The organism is Pedobacter sp. (assembly GCF_039594775.1).
Lineage (GTDB): Bacteria > Bacteroidota > Bacteroidia > Sphingobacteriales > Sphingobacteriaceae > Pedobacter.
On record NZ_JBCNMT010000001.1, the window covers coordinates 931,659 to 949,174 of the forward strand.

At 39.0% G+C, this 17,516-nt stretch carries 12 protein-coding genes; 5 read left to right on the forward strand and 7 right to left on the reverse strand.

Going from position 1 to position 17,516, the window contains the following annotated elements:
* Positions 1 to 174: 174 nt before the first annotated feature.
* Together ABDV71_RS04075 and mqnB are read right to left on the reverse strand one after the other, a co-directional pair.
* Positions 175 to 1,035, reverse strand: a complete 861-nt coding sequence (locus tag ABDV71_RS04075) for a sulfurtransferase (RefSeq protein WP_343531146.1) — start codon at positions 1,033 to 1,035, stop codon at positions 175 to 177.
* A gap of 5 nt (positions 1,036 to 1,040) precedes the next feature.
* Positions 1,041 to 1,667, reverse strand: a complete 627-nt coding sequence (gene mqnB, locus ABDV71_RS04080; protein WP_343531147.1) for a futalosine hydrolase — start codon at positions 1,665 to 1,667, stop codon at positions 1,041 to 1,043.
* 340 nt (positions 1,668 to 2,007) lie between these two features.
* Here mqnB and ABDV71_RS04085 point away from each other — a divergent pair, with 340 nt between their 5' ends.
* The 5 genes from ABDV71_RS04085 (at position 2,008) to ABDV71_RS04105 (ending at position 11,434) form a co-directional block, all read left to right on the forward strand.
* The gene (locus ABDV71_RS04085; RefSeq protein WP_343531148.1) at positions 2,008 to 2,418 is read left to right on the forward strand and encodes a 6-carboxytetrahydropterin synthase; all 411 of its coding nucleotides are present in this window, start codon (positions 2,008 to 2,010) and stop codon (positions 2,416 to 2,418) included.
* 12 nt (positions 2,419 to 2,430) lie between these two features.
* Positions 2,431 to 3,063 (forward strand): GTP cyclohydrolase I FolE, encoded by a 633-nt coding sequence (folE, locus tag ABDV71_RS04090; protein ID WP_343531149.1) that lies wholly within the window; start codon positions 2,431 to 2,433, stop codon positions 3,061 to 3,063.
* Between the two features lie 152 nt (positions 3,064 to 3,215).
* Positions 3,216 to 4,100 (forward strand): ACP S-malonyltransferase, encoded by an 885-nt coding sequence (gene fabD, locus ABDV71_RS04095; RefSeq protein ID WP_343531150.1) that lies wholly within the window; start codon positions 3,216 to 3,218, stop codon positions 4,098 to 4,100.
* A 190-nt stretch (positions 4,101 to 4,290) separates the two neighbouring features.
* Complete coding sequence (locus ABDV71_RS04100) at positions 4,291 to 7,989, forward strand: ATP-binding protein (protein WP_343531562.1); 3,699 nt, start codon at positions 4,291 to 4,293, stop codon at positions 7,987 to 7,989.
* A complete protein-coding gene (locus ABDV71_RS04105) occupies positions 7,952 to 11,434 on the forward strand; it encodes a hypothetical protein (protein WP_343531151.1) in 3,483 nt (1,160 codons plus the stop codon). The genes ABDV71_RS04100 and ABDV71_RS04105 overlap by 38 nt, the downstream gene beginning before the upstream one ends.
* A gap of 303 nt (positions 11,435 to 11,737) precedes the next feature.
* On the opposite strand, the gene ABDV71_RS04110 is transcribed toward ABDV71_RS04105, so the two are convergent.
* From ABDV71_RS04110 to dctA, 5 genes are read right to left on the reverse strand one after another with little or no spacing between them, the layout of a single operon-like run.
* Positions 11,738 to 12,508, reverse strand: a complete 771-nt coding sequence (locus ABDV71_RS04110; protein WP_343531152.1) for a lamin tail domain-containing protein — start codon at positions 12,506 to 12,508, stop codon at positions 11,738 to 11,740.
* A 41-nt stretch (positions 12,509 to 12,549) separates the two neighbouring features.
* Positions 12,550 to 13,818, reverse strand: coding sequence for a hypothetical protein (locus ABDV71_RS04115; RefSeq protein ID WP_343531153.1), 1,269 nt, complete (start codon positions 13,816 to 13,818; stop codon positions 12,550 to 12,552).
* 19 nt (positions 13,819 to 13,837) lie between these two features.
* Positions 13,838 to 15,199: a hypothetical protein gene (locus ABDV71_RS04120; protein ID WP_343531154.1), complete on the reverse strand. Its 1,362-nt coding sequence runs from the start codon at positions 15,197 to 15,199 to the stop codon at positions 13,838 to 13,840.
* Between the two features lie 6 nt (positions 15,200 to 15,205).
* Complete coding sequence (locus ABDV71_RS04125) at positions 15,206 to 16,093, reverse strand: hypothetical protein (RefSeq protein WP_343531155.1); 888 nt, start codon at positions 16,091 to 16,093, stop codon at positions 15,206 to 15,208.
* 38 nt (positions 16,094 to 16,131) lie between these two features.
* Positions 16,132 to 17,379, reverse strand: a complete 1,248-nt coding sequence (gene dctA, locus ABDV71_RS04130) for a C4-dicarboxylate transporter DctA (protein WP_343531156.1) — start codon at positions 17,377 to 17,379, stop codon at positions 16,132 to 16,134.
* Positions 17,380 to 17,516 lie beyond the last annotated feature (137 nt).

Below are 17,516 nucleotides of genomic sequence, written 5' to 3' on the forward strand. Positions count from 1 at the left end.
ATGAAATAAATTTAAGCGTCATTTGAGCTTCAATTATTTTTACTATGTGTCTATGTGGTTATATTTCCTTTTTAATAAATACAAACATATAGACACATAGGGGCATTATTTTTCAATTATAGCAGATAGTTTTTTTTAAACAAACTCCCCGTTTTAGATTAAGGTTTAAAAAGTTTAAAGCTTTTCAATTGGTTTATTATTTCTGCTCCATTCGCTCCATGAGCCAGGATATAATTTAGGAATACCAAACCCTGCGTATGACATGGCCAATAGTGAATGACATGCTGTTACGCCGGAGCCACAATGAACGATGATTTTACCGTTGTCGAATTCTTTAAATACTTCCTGATATTTTGCCTTTAGCTTTTTGGGAGCTTTAAACAATCCTCCTTCTTCAAGATTATCTACGAAGGGAATATTTATGGCATTGGGAATATGTCCCGCAATTAAATCAATGGGTTCAAATTCTCCATCGTAGCGAGGTTTTTCTCGTACATCTATAATTAAGTGGCTTTTGCTCCTTGATGCTAAATCTACTTCTTCTAAATTGTTTGTTGGTAGCTGCCAATGCGTGATACTTGGATAATTGCCCACTTTTTTAGGAACTGGAACATGGCCATTAATTGGATAGTTTCTTTTTTCGGCTTCCTGAAAACCGCCATCTAAAACCTGTACATTTTTGTGCCCGATAGCTTTCATCATCCACCAAAATCTTGCGGCTGCATTTGCGCCGTTTTTGTGGTCGTAAATGATGATGTGAGTATCTGGCGAGATGCCGATACGCGATAGAACGTCTAGAAAATTTGCTATTTGTGGTAACGGATGCCGTCCGCCAAGAGCCAAGTCTGTTTTGATATCAGCAAGATCTGTGTTTAAATCGAGAAATATGGCGTTGTCTAAATGTCTTTGAAGATAATTTTCCTTAGCATTCTTTTCATTGCTTACATCTACAATCACTAGGTCGTGAGATTTTTCGGTAAGCAGTTTTAGTTCATCTACTTTGATAATTGGGCTAGGTGCATTTTGATTTGCCATAATGCTTAGTTAGAAGACTTATTGATGAAGCCGATTAACCAATCATTCAAGTTTTTAACGGCTAAACCGATTTTCCAGCTTTCTCTGTTGCGAGGTTCTACGTAATTAGAAATGCTGCGGATTTGCAAAACAGGAATGTTTAATTGCTGACAAGCATAAAAAACAGCGGCACCTTCCATGCTTTCTGTTTGGGGTTGGTGTAGTTGAATAGTTTTTTCGATACTTTGAGCATTGCCATGCACTTTGTTTACGGTAATACCTTTCACTTCTCTTAAGGTCAGTGCTGTTTCGGTGGTGGGGGAAAAAGAATTTTCGCCAAAGCCTAATTGCGGTAAGGTGATGAAATTGTCATGGTCTTCGGCACCTAATTCAGCAAAAGTGTCGTGGGTGATATTTACTACTTCTCCTAAGCTAATTTCTCTGTCGAAACTGCCAGCAATGCCCACATTGAGTACTAGCGTATATTTATTGTTTAACTTTTGTCCCAATGCAAAAGCGGTAGCTACCATACCTACACCGGTTATGAGTAGGTCAAAATTTTCGGTTTCGATAAAGTTGTTTGAAGCAATTCCAAAATGTGCTAGCGTGGGTGCTATTTCAGCTTGGGTTGCTGCCACTACCAAAGTTTTCATAGTGCTAAGTAACGATTATTTTCTGGATGTTTTGTGAGCGATTGCCATAGTATTTTGTGAGTTAAACCCGATTGAAGTGGAAATACTTTTTGTTTTCTTGTGTCATCCTGAACGTTAGTGAAGGATCTGTTTGGCTGAGCTGTTTAGGAATAGATTCCTCGTTCCTCGGAATGACAACAAGGGCAAACAAAAAGATGGTAGCGGAAAGTGGGACTGACTTTGCCATGCTAAGTATACATTGCTTTTCCAATAGTAAGCACATATTCATATTTTAACTTCGGGGCAATATCAACGGCAGTCTATTGACTTTATCTGTATATTTGCATTTTATTTTTTAAAGATGATTTATATTACACGTAGGGAGAGCTTTAATGCCGCTCATAAACTTGCCCGTCCTGATTGGAGTGAGGATGAAAACACTGCGGTTTTTGGCAAATGTGCAAACCCGAACTGGCATGGACATAACTACCAGCTATTTGTAACGGTTAAGGGTGAAGTAAATCCGGAAACTGGTTTTTTGGTGGATTTAAAATGGCTGAAACAGGTTGTCAACAAACATGTAATTGATAAGGTAGACCATAAGAATCTTAACCTGGATGTGGATTTCATGAAAGGCAAATTGGCATCTACAGAGAATTTGGCTATTGCCATTTGGGATATATTGGCACCTCATGTTGGCGAGAGTGGAGCCCAACTTCATTGCATTAAAATTTACGAAACAGATAATAACTACGTCGAATATTTCGGCTAATACATCTCATTTATGGCACACGAACACGACCACGAAGAAGAACTATTGGGCTACCAAAAAATAGATCGATATGACGAAGATAAGATTAATGCAGTAGCGGTACATTACAAAGATATTTTGGGACGTTTGGGGGAAGATCCAGAACGAGAAGGTTTGGTGAAAACTCCTGAGCGTGTGGCCAAGGCTTTGCAATATCTTACGCATGGTTATGACATTAAGCCGGAGCAGATTTTGAAGTCGGCCATGTTTAAAGAGGATTATAGCCAAATGGTAGTGGTAAAGGATATTGAGGTTTTCTCGATGTGTGAACACCATATGTTGCCGTTTTTTGGTAAAGCACATATTGCTTATATCCCAAATGGACATATTGTGGGCTTGAGCAAAATTCCAAGAGTGGTTGATGCTTTTGCTCGTCGTTTACAGGTACAGGAACGTTTAACCAACGAAATCAGGGATTGTATCCAAAATACCTTGTCTCCTGCTGGTGTTGCGGTGGTAATTGAATGTAAACACTTATGTATGGCTATGCGTGGTGTGCAAAAACAAAATTCGGTAACTACCACTTCGGCATTTACTGGTGAGTTTATGAAAAACGATAAAACCAGAGCCGAGTTTTTAAGGTTAATTACCGCAAGCTTGGATTAAGGATTTACGATTTTACCTTGCCTGCTGTGGCAGGTATGGATTTACGAAATACGATTTTACCGTAAATTGCGGAATAATGCAATACGGTTTTTAGGTGGTAGCTTGTCTTTCCATCAATTTAACAATAAAATAACCAACAATATTTAAAGGGTATGAAGGCATATATTTTTCCTGGGCAAGGTGCTCAGTTTGTAGGCATGGGCAAAGATTTGTACGAAAACAGTCCATTGGCTAAAGAACTTTTTGAAAAGGCAAATGAAATTATTGGTTTCCGTATTAGCGAGATCATGTTCAGCGGAACTGATGAAGAATTAAAACAAACCAATGTAACTCAGCCTGCAATTTTCTTGCACTCGGTAATATTGGCTAAAGTTTTAGGTGATGATTTTCAGCCAGAGATGGTTGCGGGGCACTCTTTGGGTGAATTTTCGGCCTTGGTTGCTGCTAATGCCTTATCATTTGAAGATGGTTTGAAATTGGTCATCGCTCGTGCTAATGCGATGCAAAAAGCTTGTGAAATTCAACCGTCTACCATGGCCGCCATTTTGGGCCTGGCCGATGAGGTGGTGGAGCAGATTTGCGCTGAAATAGAAGAGATAGTCGTGCCCGCAAATTACAACTGCCCTGGTCAATTGGTGATCTCTGGAACTATTGAAGGGGTTGATAAAGCTTGTGAGAAATTAACAGCAGCAGGTGCAAAAAGAGCTTTAAAACTCAATGTAGGTGGTGCGTTCCATTCACCATTAATGGAACCCGCAAAAGTAGAATTACAGGCGGCTATTGAAGCAACCGAAATTAATGCGCCAGTTTGTCCTATATATCAAAATGTAAATGCATTGCCAACTAACGACCCGGCCGTGATTAAAGAAAATTTAATTGCCCAGCTTACTGGAGCTGTTAGATGGACACAAACGGCTACCAATATGATTGCAGATGGCGGGAATGATTTCGTAGAAGTAGGACCAGGTAATGTGCTACAGGGATTGGTTAAAAAAGTGAGCAGAGATGTTCAAACCAGTAGTGCAACAGTTGCATAACTGTTAAATTAATCATAAGTTGCATAGGCAACTTCAATAGATATGGAAAAAGTTATCCTCATTTAAGGGATAACTTTTTCTGTGTTTATACGCCGGGAATAAAGATTTTGCTTTTTAGACAAGCCCAATTCTGTATATTTATATTTTAAAGCTGCCGAATTTGAATACAGGAATAAAAATTAGGTTATTGATGTTGCTACTAGGTCTTTGCTGTTTTGTAACGGCAATATCGTTGCGTAACTCAATTACCCGTCAAGACCTGTTGCACCATGAAGCCAATGAACTGCAGGAGAATTTATTGGCAAGAGAACGAATAGTATACGACTATCTTACGTTACCTGTAAAATTAGAAGAGCTGAAGAAATTTAGCGTCGATGAGAGTTTGGCTAATAGCTTTATCGCCACTTATAGGGAGAGCGGGGTCAATGTTTTTGTCTATAAAAACCATGAATTAGAATACTGGAGTACTTATAGGGCGCTGCCATCAAATATAGAAAAGCTGAAGGAAGGAACTTCTCTCGTGCTGCTGTCCAATGGTTATTACGAGCTAATTAAAAAAACGGTAGGTCACTATGTATTTGTTTTTATGATTACCGTAAAAGCGCAATACAGTATTGAAAACCAATACCTGAAGAATGAAATTTGGCCAGGGCTTTACGATAAAAAAACGCTAGAAATAGCTTCATTTACCGATAAGGAAACCACAGAGATTTTTAGCCTTAACAAAGATTACCTCTTCACGGTTAAACTTAGCAATAACTATACAGATAATATTTATACCAGTTCAGAGCTATGGCTATGGATTATTGGGGTAGTTTTTGTAAGCCTGTTTGTCAACTCATGTGGTCTGGCGTTGGCCAGAAGTGGAAGATTACTCTGGGGCACTTTTTTAGTTATTTTTTATTTTGTTGCCCTAAGGATAACTGATTTAAAGTTTTTTTGGTTCAACCATCAATTTGACCTTAAAGTCTTTGATCCGAGTATTTATGCGGAAAGCGACTTTTTACCTTCCCTAGGTGATTTACTTTTGAACGTATTGGCATTTACGTGCATCTGGATTTTTATATATGCACATCGAAAAGAATATCGATTGCCTAAGTGGATGTCCCATAATAAAATCGCAAACTATTTTCTCTTTGTTTTTTTTGCGGCGCTATTAGGTGGATTGGGCTTTTTAACCGAGGACCTATTTTTTGGAGTAGTGTACTATTCAAAGATAGATTTCAATATTAGTAACATTATTAATTTAGGATGGATAAGTTGGCTCAGCATCTTTATTCTCTGTTTGGTATGGCTTAACATTTATTTGATTGTGAGTGCAATGGTGGCACTTTGCAACCAATTTGTAATCAGCATTCGCCAAAAACTGTATGTGTTTTTGATTTTGTTGGTAGGTTATACCATTTATATGCTAGTAATAGACTACACGGTCTTTTATCTTGTGTATGCGCTACTCATATTCATGATTGGTTACAATCATTATACGCAAAAAAGTAGGCTGTCGGTGTCGGTAATGGCTGTCATATTTTTATGCATGGCTACCATTACTTCTATCAAATACATCAAATTTGAAGATATAAAGGAAAGAACCACCCGTTCTGGCATTGCTAGGAAATTGATGAATGAAGATGATCCTAAAGTGATGAACGCGATAGAGCTTTTGGAGCATGGTCTAACTATCGATTCACAAGTGGTGAGCTATTTCAAGCAACCTTTATTAATACAAACCTCCAATTTTCATAATTATATCTCCAAGAATTATCTCGATGGCTATTTATCCAGGTTTGAATACAAGATTTTCGAGTATAATAGTAACGACCAGTCCCTTAAAAGTGCCGAAAGTTTACCTATTAACAAGTATAAGAACTTGGTGAAATTTGGGGCGGTTAAAACACAGCAGGCAAATTATTTTTATAGGGTTAACGATACCTTTGGCTTTCAGAATTATTTTGGGATCATTCCGGTTTTTGATGGCGATAGTTTTTTGGGAACTATGGTTGTGGAGCTGACTTCACGACCTTACGACTACAGTAGCTTTTTCCCAGATTTGCTTATTGACGGAAAGTTAAAAAGCGATGAAGATCTGAGTAATTATTCGTTGGCATTTTATAAACAAAATCAGCTTTTTGGACAGTCGGGCAAATATGTTTACCCAATGTTCAATACGGTGTTCAAAGGCGAAAGAGATAACATCGAATTTGTAAATGAATATACCAATGCGGGTTCTTACAGCCATGCAGTATATAAGCCCGCAAATAATCGTTTAATTGTCATTAGTATTGAGAAAGTAGATTTTACAGTCCGTTTGGCCACACTGTCCTTCTTCTTTTTGATTTTTATCATTTTTGGTGTACTTGTGTATATCATTACCTGGCTGGCGGTAAATATTAGTGACAGTCGTGGAGGCCTATTTAACTTGAATAGGTATTTGATGATCAATGCCAACAAAATTCTCTATAAAACACGTATACAGTTTTCCATTGTACTTTCGGTAGTTGCCACTTTGGTTATTGTAGGATGGACGACTTTCTTTAACATTAGGCACCAATATTTGGAACAGCAAACAGAGCAGGTTAGGGAAAAATTAAGGAAGGTACAGCTGGCTTATGAAAAGCATATTGCTCTGCCGGGAACTATTAGTAATAATAGCGAATCACAATTTGAATTTAACCAGTTTGCAGATGTGAATGGCGTTTATCTTAATCTTTTTGATATCGAAGGTAATCTATATCTAACTTCTTTGCCAAAACTATATGATTTAGGAATTATTGGGCGTAAGATGGGGCCTATGGCCTACATGCAGCTGGCGGTACAACAAAAATCGGAATATATTAATCCAGTAGAAAAAATTGGAGATTTTACTTATGCTGCAGCTTATGCGCCCATTAGAAATGTTAACAACCAAGTGGTGGGCTATTTAAGTGTACCTTACTATTCAAATGAAGAAGATTATCAGGCAAAAATTGGCCTATTCATTAATACCCTGATTAATATTTATGCTTTGGTATTTGTGCTCATTGGAGTATTGGCGGTTTTCTTGGCCAATCAAATTACAAGCCCATTGACCTTTATTCAGGAAAATATTAGGCGAACGAAACTGGGGCAGACCAATCAGCCTATTGTTTGGCATAGACAGGATGAGATTGGGGTATTGATTAAGGAATACAATAAAATGATTGCCGAACTGGAGATTAGTGCTAATAAACTGGCTAGGAGCGAAAGAGAAAGTGCATGGCGGGAAATGGCAAAGCAGGTAGCCCATGAAATTAAAAACCCTTTAACCCCGCTAAAATTAGGGGTACAACTTTTAGAAAAGTCTTGGAGAGAAAAAGACCCTAATTTTGAAAAGAAATTTGCCAGCTTTAACAAATCTTTTGTAGAGCAAATTGATAGCTTGGCCACCATTGCATCAGAGTTCTCGAATTTTGCTAAAATGCCAGATACCAAATTGGAGCATATTGCTTTGGTGCCAATTATTGAACAGGCTAAGGAGGTTTTCAGTTCGGTAGATCATGTAGAAATCCATGTGCTGAATAGAAGCAACAAGGAAGTTTTGGTTTTAGGTGATAAAGACCAATTGCTAAGATCATTTAATAACTTATTCAAAAATGCGATAGAAGCTGCAGATGGCAAAGAAAAATGTGTAATCAAAGTACATATTGTCAACGATGAAAAGCAGGCTTTTGTGGAGGTAGAAGACAATGGGAAAGGTATTGATCCTAACTTGCATAGTAGTATTTTCAGGGCCAACTTTACCACTAAATCATCGGGAACGGGTTTGGGCTTGGCCTTCGTTAAACAAGCGATAGAAAATGCTGGCGGAAAAGTAGAATTCACGTCGGTGTTAAATAATGGTACAATATTCTACCTTACTTTCCCTTTGGTTTAAAATGCTCAAATGGGGCCTCATATCGTTTTTACTCGTCTTGATAAGTACTGAACTAAAAGCACAGCTCAACACTAATCAAAGATTCAAAAAAATAACAACTTCCCGCGCTGTCATTTCATTGGATAGTTTGAGTATCGTTCCCCAATCATTCAGCGCCAGGTATAATGAAAATGTTAATGTAGACACCTCGCTTTATCAAATAGATTATGGCAAGGCAACCTTTTTATGGAATGGGACCGAGGGTGTTTCTTTGGAATTGCGTTACAAGGTTTTTCCTATTCTTTTCTCTAAAACCTATCAGCACAAAGACCTTAAAAAGTTAGAGCAGTCGGTAATCAGTGGTACTGATAGTTACATTTACAAACCCCAAACGGTAGAAAACACACTGTTCTCCATGAAAGGACTGAACAAAAGTGGAAGTATTTCCAGAGGAATTATGTTTGGTAACAATCAAAACCTTTCCGTTAACTCTAATATGGTGCTGCAAATGTCGGGTAAAATTGCCAACGACATTGAAATTCTAGCAGCCATTTCTGATGATAACCTACCCATTCAGCCCGAAGGAAATACCCAGCAATTGAACGAGTTTGACCGAGTGTTTGTGCAGATTAAAAAAGATAGCACAGTACTCACCGCTGGCGATTACGAGTTGAGGCGTCCAGATAGTTATTTCATGAACTTTTATAAGCGCACGCAGGGTGCTATGATAAACCATCAGTTTAAAACGGAGAAAGGTATTCGTTTTAGTACTACGGTGGCTGCTGCGGTGGCTAAAGGCCGTTCGGCCCGCAACCAAATCATGGGGCAGGAAGGCAACCAAGGGCCTTATCGCTTAACAGGAAATAATGGTGAAACTTACATTGTGGTCATTGCGGGAACGGAGCGTGTTTATATTGATGGCGTACCTTTGTTACGTGGCCAAGACAATGATTATGTGATTGATTATAATACCGCCGAAATTACCTTTACCGCCAAACAGCTTATTAATCTCAATACCCGTATTTCGGTGGAGTTTGAATATTCTGATAAGAATTATTCACGTTCGTTAACCTATTTAAATCAAAAGATAGAAACCCAACAGCTTGCTTTTAGACTGAACTATTATAACGAGAAAGATAATCGGAACCAGCCTTTCCTTCAAACCCTAAATGATGCTCAAAAGCAGTTTATGGCTGGCTTAGGGCAAAACATTTCGCAAGCCTACTATCCAAATGTAACCGAAGTACCTTTTAACGAAAATGAAATTTTGTATGAAAAGCTGGTGTCTGTTGGCGGCATTGAGTACTATCGCTATTCTACCGACCCAGCTTTGGCCAAGTATCGGGTAGGTTTTTCTTATGTGGGTGAAGGAAAGGGTAATTATCGCATCAATAACCAATCGGCAGCAAACGGAAAGGTTTATGAATTTGTAGAACCAGTGGGCGGCCTTTCACAGGGAAGTTATGAGCCCATTACTTTATTGATTACCCCAAAACAACAACAGCTTATTACCATTGCGGCCAATTATAAACCAAAAAAGCAGAGTATTTTCAGCAGCGAGTTTGCCATCAGCAATAACAATGTCAACTTATTTGCCAATAAAAGCGTTGCCAACGTAAGTGGGTATGGTTTAAAGCTAGATGCGCTACATCCATTTGAGCTTAACCAAAAGGGCTTAAAACTCAATACATCGGCTAATTATGAGTACGTGAGCAAAACTTTTAAACCTATTGAAAGGTATAGGATGGTGGAGTTTAATCGTGATTTTAACCTTGATGCCATTACCGTTCCCGCAACAGAGCATTTGTTCTCGGCAGGTGTACAACTGTACAATAATCAGCAGCAACATATTTCGTATACATTGAATACTTTCAGTAGAGAAGCGCAATATCAAGGCTATTTACATAAGGTGAGCGCTTTGTACAAACAAGGGAAATATGGTTTAAAGTACGATGGTAGTTTGTTGAATTCTGATGCTACAGCTAACAAAGGTACTTTCTTTAAACACTATTTAGATGTGAATAGAGAGATTTATAGTCTGGTTGCGGGATTTGTATTTGAACAGCAGCATAATCTCACTAGCGACAAGCAAACTGATGTTTTAACGGGGAATAGCTTCTCTTATCACATCTATAAATTGTATCTGCAAAGTAAGGCAGGTCAAAGCAATCGATACAAACTGGATTATAGTTACAGACAGGACCAATTGCCTAGAGGTACTCAATTGCTGAATAGCTCCCATTCTCAAAATGTAAATTTTGGGGTAGATTTAACCAAAAATGCCAATTCGGTGCTGAGCCTAACTTCGGGCTACCGTAAAACAGATTATACTAATGGTTTTGCCTCGATAAACAGCGATGAAAGCTTAGTGGGCAGATTAGATTATAACTTGAATGCATTGAAAGGTTTTATCAATACATCGCTGTACTACGAGGTAGGAAACGGACAGGAACCCCGAAGAGAAATTACCTATTTGGAAGTACTGCCTGGGCAAGGTGTTTATGCTTGGAACGATTACAATGGCAATGGCATTAAGGAACTGAACGAATTTGAGATTTCCCGTTTTCCCGACCAAGCCAAATACATCCGTGTTTTTACAGCAGGTACCGAATATATTCGCACCAATTTCACAGGGATTAACCAAAGCATTAGGGTTACCCCAAGTGCTATTTTGAAAGGCTCAAAAGGTTTTAACAAATTATTGGGCAAATTCACCAACCAACTTTCTTATAAAATAGACCGAAAGATTTTAGCAAGCAAAGGCTTGGAGGTTTATAATCCCTTTAATACAGGAATTGATGCCGAAAATCTAGTGTCGTTAAGTTCTTTTTTGAGGAACACACTGTTTTTTGATAGAAATAATCCGAAGTTTGGCGTAGACTTTAATTACCTTACCGATGGCGGAAGGAGCTTTTTGAGCAATGGCTTTGATAGTCGTAAGCGTAACGAGACAGGACTACGGATAAGAACTTCGCCCGTGCGAAGTGCCAATCTTAATTTGACTGTTAACCAAGGGCGTAAAAAATATCAATCGGAACTATTTTCACAGCGTAATTACCAAATCACTTATTTGGATTTGTTACCCGAGTTCAACTATCAGTTTAATACAGATTTTAGGCTTACTTTTCTTGGCGTATATGGCAATCAGCGTAATACTGAGGCACTAGGAGGGGAGAAGAATACCAATATCACTTTCACTACAGAAAGTCGTTATAACGTATTGAAAAGAGGTGTGCTTACTGGAAAAATTAGTTACATCAATAATAAGTTTACAGGCAACGGCAATAGCACTATTGGTTATGAGATGCTATCAGGATTGCAAGTGGGCAATAACTATACTTGGGGTTTGGCGCTGCAAAGAACCATTGGCAATGGCGTACAGCTAAATATTAGCTATGAAGGTCGCAAATCGCCAGCGGTAAATACCGTGCATACTGGAAATATGCAGGTGAGGGCATATTTTTAGTCTGATTGTTCGAGTTGTAGGAGTATTTTGCTTTATCGTTGTTGGTTTTAAAAACGAAATGCGAAAACGAATAAATTTCGCTTTCGCATTTTTTTCATTTAGTAACTTGAGTTAGATAACTAGTGTATTAAGAATTTCTCTTAAACTGATGCTGAACTAAATTCAGCATGACGGAGCATTGATTTGCGTCACCCTGACCTGTAGCGAAGCGGAAAGCTATGTAATAAATTCATTTCAGGGCCAGCTATATGTTTAAACAATTAATAAACCAAAGTTATCATCATTTAACCCAAGAGAATCAACTTATTTAGTCGGCAAGCCAATATTGGTATAATCCCAAGCCCTATCGCCTGAAATTTGCCACTCACTGTCTGTAACCGTTGTTCCTTTAGCTTTTGCCCAATCTGTAGTAGGATTATGAACAGTCGCTTTTCTGAAAAATGTTCTGTTGCGTGTATCCGCAACCTCGCCTGCTACGGTCCACATAAAATTATTGCGGGCACTGCTTGAACCTGTGCTGGTTACCCTAGCTACCTGCGGACTACCAAATACATCAATAATTTTGTAGGTATTTCCACTAAGCGTAATGGTGCCTGCAGCATCTTTTTTCAGCAAGGCAATGGCGCTATTTCCACTTAATTGTAAGGGTACGCTGGCATTGGCATTTGTAGTACTGGTAGTGCCCCAAGTAATGTCACTTTTGATTGCTGTAGGGTCTGCTTGAGGCGAAGCAATCACATAACATTTGCCTTTTGCTAAAGAGGTAGATAGCAGGAAGAAATTTCCAGTAGGGAAGGTCCAGTTCACTAGGGTGTTGGCATCGGTACTGGCCATATAGCCAATGGCATAGCTGGTTAAGTCTACACTGGCGGTGGTGCCGTTGTAAATTTCTACGTAATGCGGTCGTGTACCTGCCGCATTTGCATCGGTGTTGATTGCCGTGGAGATTTCCGAAATCAATAAATCGGAATTGTCATTTGCCACGGGAGGGGTAATTGGCGTAAACTCAATTTCAGAAGAGCAACCACAAAAAACCGTGATGATGAAAAGTATAATTGGAAAATATGTTTTCATGTTTTGTTTCTTTAATAATGATAAAAAGGACAATGAATCGCTTATAAAACAATTTGAACCGCTAAATTATTAATCCATTTTTTGGAGCTAAAAGTAGGCGAGCTGTTCTCAATGTAGTTGGTATTGATCCCAATTCTTAAAGCATTGTTTTTAATGAATTTATTGATGCCAAAGCTGGCCCATTTTTGGTCGGTAATTTTTGAGCCAGCAATGTTAAACTCAGGTTTCACTATCGCATATCTACCATCAACGGCCCACCCAGATTTAAATACATAAGATGATTGGATGTTGAATGCTTGACCAATGTTATAATAAGAACTGGCTACTTCGGCGGTTAATTGGTTGGTGGCTGCTACATTGGTAAATAAATCCTTACCTGTTACCGTGCTCACTACATACTCGCCAATTAATGCAAAACCTGAAGTTTTAAAGGCAAAATCTGCCACCAATTTTCGGTAGTCTGCAAATTTAGCCACTCCAGCCTTGTCGTAAATTCCCGTAATTAATCCTGTTTCACTACCTATTGGGTTACTCGCTTTTTGGTTGTAACTTGCGGCTATACCAATGGCTAATTTGGGTTTTGCTTCGCGATAAATATCATGAGCGATATAGGCATTGTTTTTAGTGAAATCTCCCAAAGGCATGATGTCTAACCTACCGCCATATTTAAAACCCATGTTGCCTTGTGAGGTAAAAAAGTTTTGTCCTTCGCCAGTGGTGATGGAAAAAGAAGGGTAAATTCTCATCTCGTTAATGCTGAAATTCGTTTCTACAAACAAACCTCCTTCACGGGTAGCACCCACAAAGTTTTGCATCAAACCACCATAGGCAATGCCATCATTGGATTTTCCTGCAATGGTTTGTCCCATCGTTTGCGCATAACGTTCATCACCCATGGCCAAACGGTTATTGGTGTGGGTTTGTTTCTGTCCTAAAACCAATTTAACCCTTTTGTTAAAATCGTAGGCAATCCAACCTTCCAAAATGGGCGACGTTCCCGTAAAATCGGTTACCATACCTGCCGATACACCATATCTCGCATTGGTAGCGGTTAAGTATATTCTGGCCAAGTTTAGGCTCATTTTGCTATTGTTGGTTTTTTTAGATAGGGAATCAAGACGGCTGTATTGTACACCCGATTGAAGTGCACTTAATAAATTAATCACTGTGCCTTCGCCTTTGCCCAATTTGATAAAAGTGCCCTCCCCATTGATGTAGGTAAACGTGGAATCAGGCTGCACAAGTTGCCCCATTACATCGCTATTGGTGAATGTGAATGCAAGGCAAAAGAAAAATAATATTTTTTTCATATCTCAGAATATTTTAGAGTTATAGTTGAATGGTAAATTGTAGTTGGCTGTAGTAATTGCCGTTTTGCGTACTTGTTTTTAAGGCTTCTTTCAGTTGGCTATATCCCAGCTCAAACTGTATTTTTAACGCATGGCCCGATAAATATTTGGTGGTCACGAAAGTGTAGCTCCTGTCGTAATCAGAAAAAGAAGCACTAACATTATTTTCGTTTAAGGTAGAGTACCTTGCGCCAACCGCCCAATCAATAGGGAATAGATAACCAGCTTGCACATTAAAGCCCTTACCCAAGTTCAATCGCGATAATACCCTGTCTTTAATTTGTTGTGCCGTTTGCGAGGTGGCATAGGCATTAAAAGAACCATCTAACCTGAATTCACCTGCAATGTTCGATGGAACTTTGGCTTGGGTGAGTACAAAACCCCCCATCGAATACCATCCATTGTATTTAAAAAGGTAATCTGCACCAAATTTGCTATAACTTGGCAGTAATATATTCTGATTGGCATCGCCGTATAGCCAGCGACCACCATTGGTTCCTTTAGCAGAGGTTGCTCCGTCATTATAACTGTAAACTACGCCAACCACCAGCTTTGGTTTTTCTTCTCGGTACAAATCATCCATATAAAATTCGCCACCACGAGAAAACTTGTCGAATGGTAGATAATCTAATCGGACGCCGTATTTAAAGCCGCCGTAGTTTTTTTGTAAGGCACTTCTGCCATCGCCAGTAGTAAATGAGAGGTAAGGTTTTAGTAAATGCTTTCCGCCTAACCTATAATTTCCTTTATAGCGAATCCCGAAGTCGAATATCGCATCAAAGGCATCAGATACTAAGCTTCGGTCAATAAAGCCAATGCTTTCTCCTTCTATCCTTGTTTCCCTGCCATCAATATAATCGGCTCTTAAGCCAAAATTAAACACGTGTGTCCGATTGGGACGATACTCGATATTTGCTTCTTGAAGCACGGTGTTAAAAGACCTGTTGCCTGTGGTGACACTGGCATAGTTTGCGGCAAAATTTAATCTTGCAGATAAACTTACCTTGTTGTCGAATAGGTTTGAAAACACATTTAACCTCGCTCTATTAATGGCAAAGGTGGAGCTTGGCGATGATAAGTTTTTATTGGTGGTGTTCACCGCGTAAAGGGTTTGCAGGGAAGGGCTAAGGTTAAAATTTCCCTTTCCCGAAATAAAGGTAATCCCATCGCCTAGGAGATAGCCTTTTTTTAACCTCAACAGACTTACGTTCCCTGAGGTTTCACTGAATGTATAGGTCGAATCTCTGGTGTAGAGTTCATCGCTCTGCGCAAAAGCAAATTGTGCCATGCAAAAACAAAGACATATCCCTATCAGTGTGATGAGTTTTGTTTGTTTGGTCATATTTGGTTATTGTTGGATGTTCATAAAGAAATTAGCAAAGGCGAACTTTCCCATGTTGCCATTATCGTGGCCCACATTAGGAACAAATATCTCCGTCCAGTTTAAAGGAAGTTTCATTTCTTCGGCTTTGGCCTTTACCGCTTTGTAGTAGTACTGGCCACGCTCAAAACGGGTTTTTCCCTGCGCTTCGGCTTCATCTGTAGTATTGTATGATTTCTCGTCGGTTAAGGTGTCGTTCATGCCTAGTAACACATACACTTTGGTAGCAAAAAAGCGAGCAAGCTGCGCTTGGTCTACGGGAGAATTTTTGATGCCAAAAGGGAATTCAGTATTCATGTCAGGAAGAGTGTACCAACCTGCATTAGCAAAGGCGGCTTTAATGACACGGGTTTGGTTTACAAACATTAAAAAGCGATGTACAAACTGTGCACCTCCAGAGTGGCCGTATAGATAATATCCTTTGTTGTTGCTTTTAATTTGTCCCACCACGTGGTCAAACAAAGGTTCAATTAAAGAAAAGCTCCATTTTTCGGGGCTTAAAAAAGTTTTTTTATTCTTTTCGTACACATTGCCGAGGTTATATTTTTCAGCGCCACGATAATCTTCTTGATCAAATTCTGGTGCAATAATCCTACAACCAAAAACCGTTGCGGCATTTACCAAATCATCCATGTAAGCCGATGCATCTCGATTTGCTCCATGAAGCATCACCACAATAGGCATATCGGGGTTGCTGTTTTTTGGGCTAAAATAAAACACCTTAATGGGGCTTTTAAGCTTGCCTTTATTGTCAAAATAAAACATTTGTTTACCAACTGTATTGCTGTTGATTTGAGCAAAAGAAGTGGCAATACTAGATAGGACGATGAATGTTAAACACAAGAAATATTTCATAACTTTTATTTTTAAAGTGATAAAAATAACCAATGGTTTTATGCTTGTTCCACTTTCTCCACAATTCGGCGATATTGTTGCATATCAATTTCTTTTTCGCTTTTAGAAATGATTACGGTGGCTACGGTGTTACCAATCACGTTGATAATGGCCCTGCCTTCGCTCATAAACCTATCTACGCCCACCAGCAAGGCCATACCTTCCAATGGAATAATATTAAGGATGGTTAGGGTAGAGGTTAACACCAAGAAACCGCTTCCCGTAACGCCAGCAGCGCCTTTGCTCGTTAAAAGTAAAATACCTATCACGGTAAGTTCTTGCCCTAGGGTTAAGTTAACGCCAAATACCTGCGCTAAAAAGATGATGGCCAAACTTAAATAGATACTGGTTCCATCTAAATTGAAGCTATATCCAGAAGGGATGATTAAACCAACTACATTACGACTACAACCTGCTTTTTCCAGTTTTTCCATAATGTTTGGCAATACCGCTTCGCTACTGCTCGAGCCTAGTACAATCAACAATTCTGCTTTGATATAGCCTAACAACTTCCATAAACTAAAACCATTGAACTTTAAAATGAGGTAAAGGATAACGAAAATAAACAGGAAGCCTGTGATGTAGAAAGTGATGAGTAATTTGCCCAGTACAAACAGGGTAGAGAAACCGAATTTTCCGATGGTGTAGGCCATTCCGCCAAAGGCACCAATGGGTGAAACTTTAATCACCATGTGCAAGATGTTGAACAGGATTTTGTTAATCTTCTCAAAACCTGCAATCACCGATTTGCCTTTTTCGCCCATTTTTGCAAGTGCTACGGCAAATAAAATCCCGAAAAACAGCACTTGGATAATATCGCCTTTGGCAAAAGCGGCGATAGCATTATCTGGCACAATATGTTTGATGAATTCTGTCCAGTCAATACCCACCGAAGATGCGGCCTTTGTTGCGGGCTCTGCATGTACAGCATTGCTTTGAACACCGCTACCAGGTTTAATCACATTACCTACAATTAAACCAATTACAATAGCGGCAGTAGTTACTATCTCGAAATAGATGAGGCCTTTTACACCTACTCTACCTACCTTTTTTAAATCGCCAGCGCCGGCAATGCCCAATACAATACTAATGAAAATCACAGGTGCGATAATCATCTTGATCATATTAATGAACATATCGGCCAGTAGTTTGGCAGTTACGGAAAAGCCGGGGAAAAAATGTCCTACAATTACGCCTAATACAATGGCTATTAAGACCTGTACATACAAGATTTTAAGATACTTCAATGGAGTTCTTTTTATTAGGTTAATATTTGGTTTGTTCAACAAGCTGTAGGCTTTTGGATGCCGTTTAGGCCAGTTGGTTTTAAACTAAAGTTAGAGAAGTAGTAGCCCGTTTAGCCATCAAAATGGTTTTAGAAAAT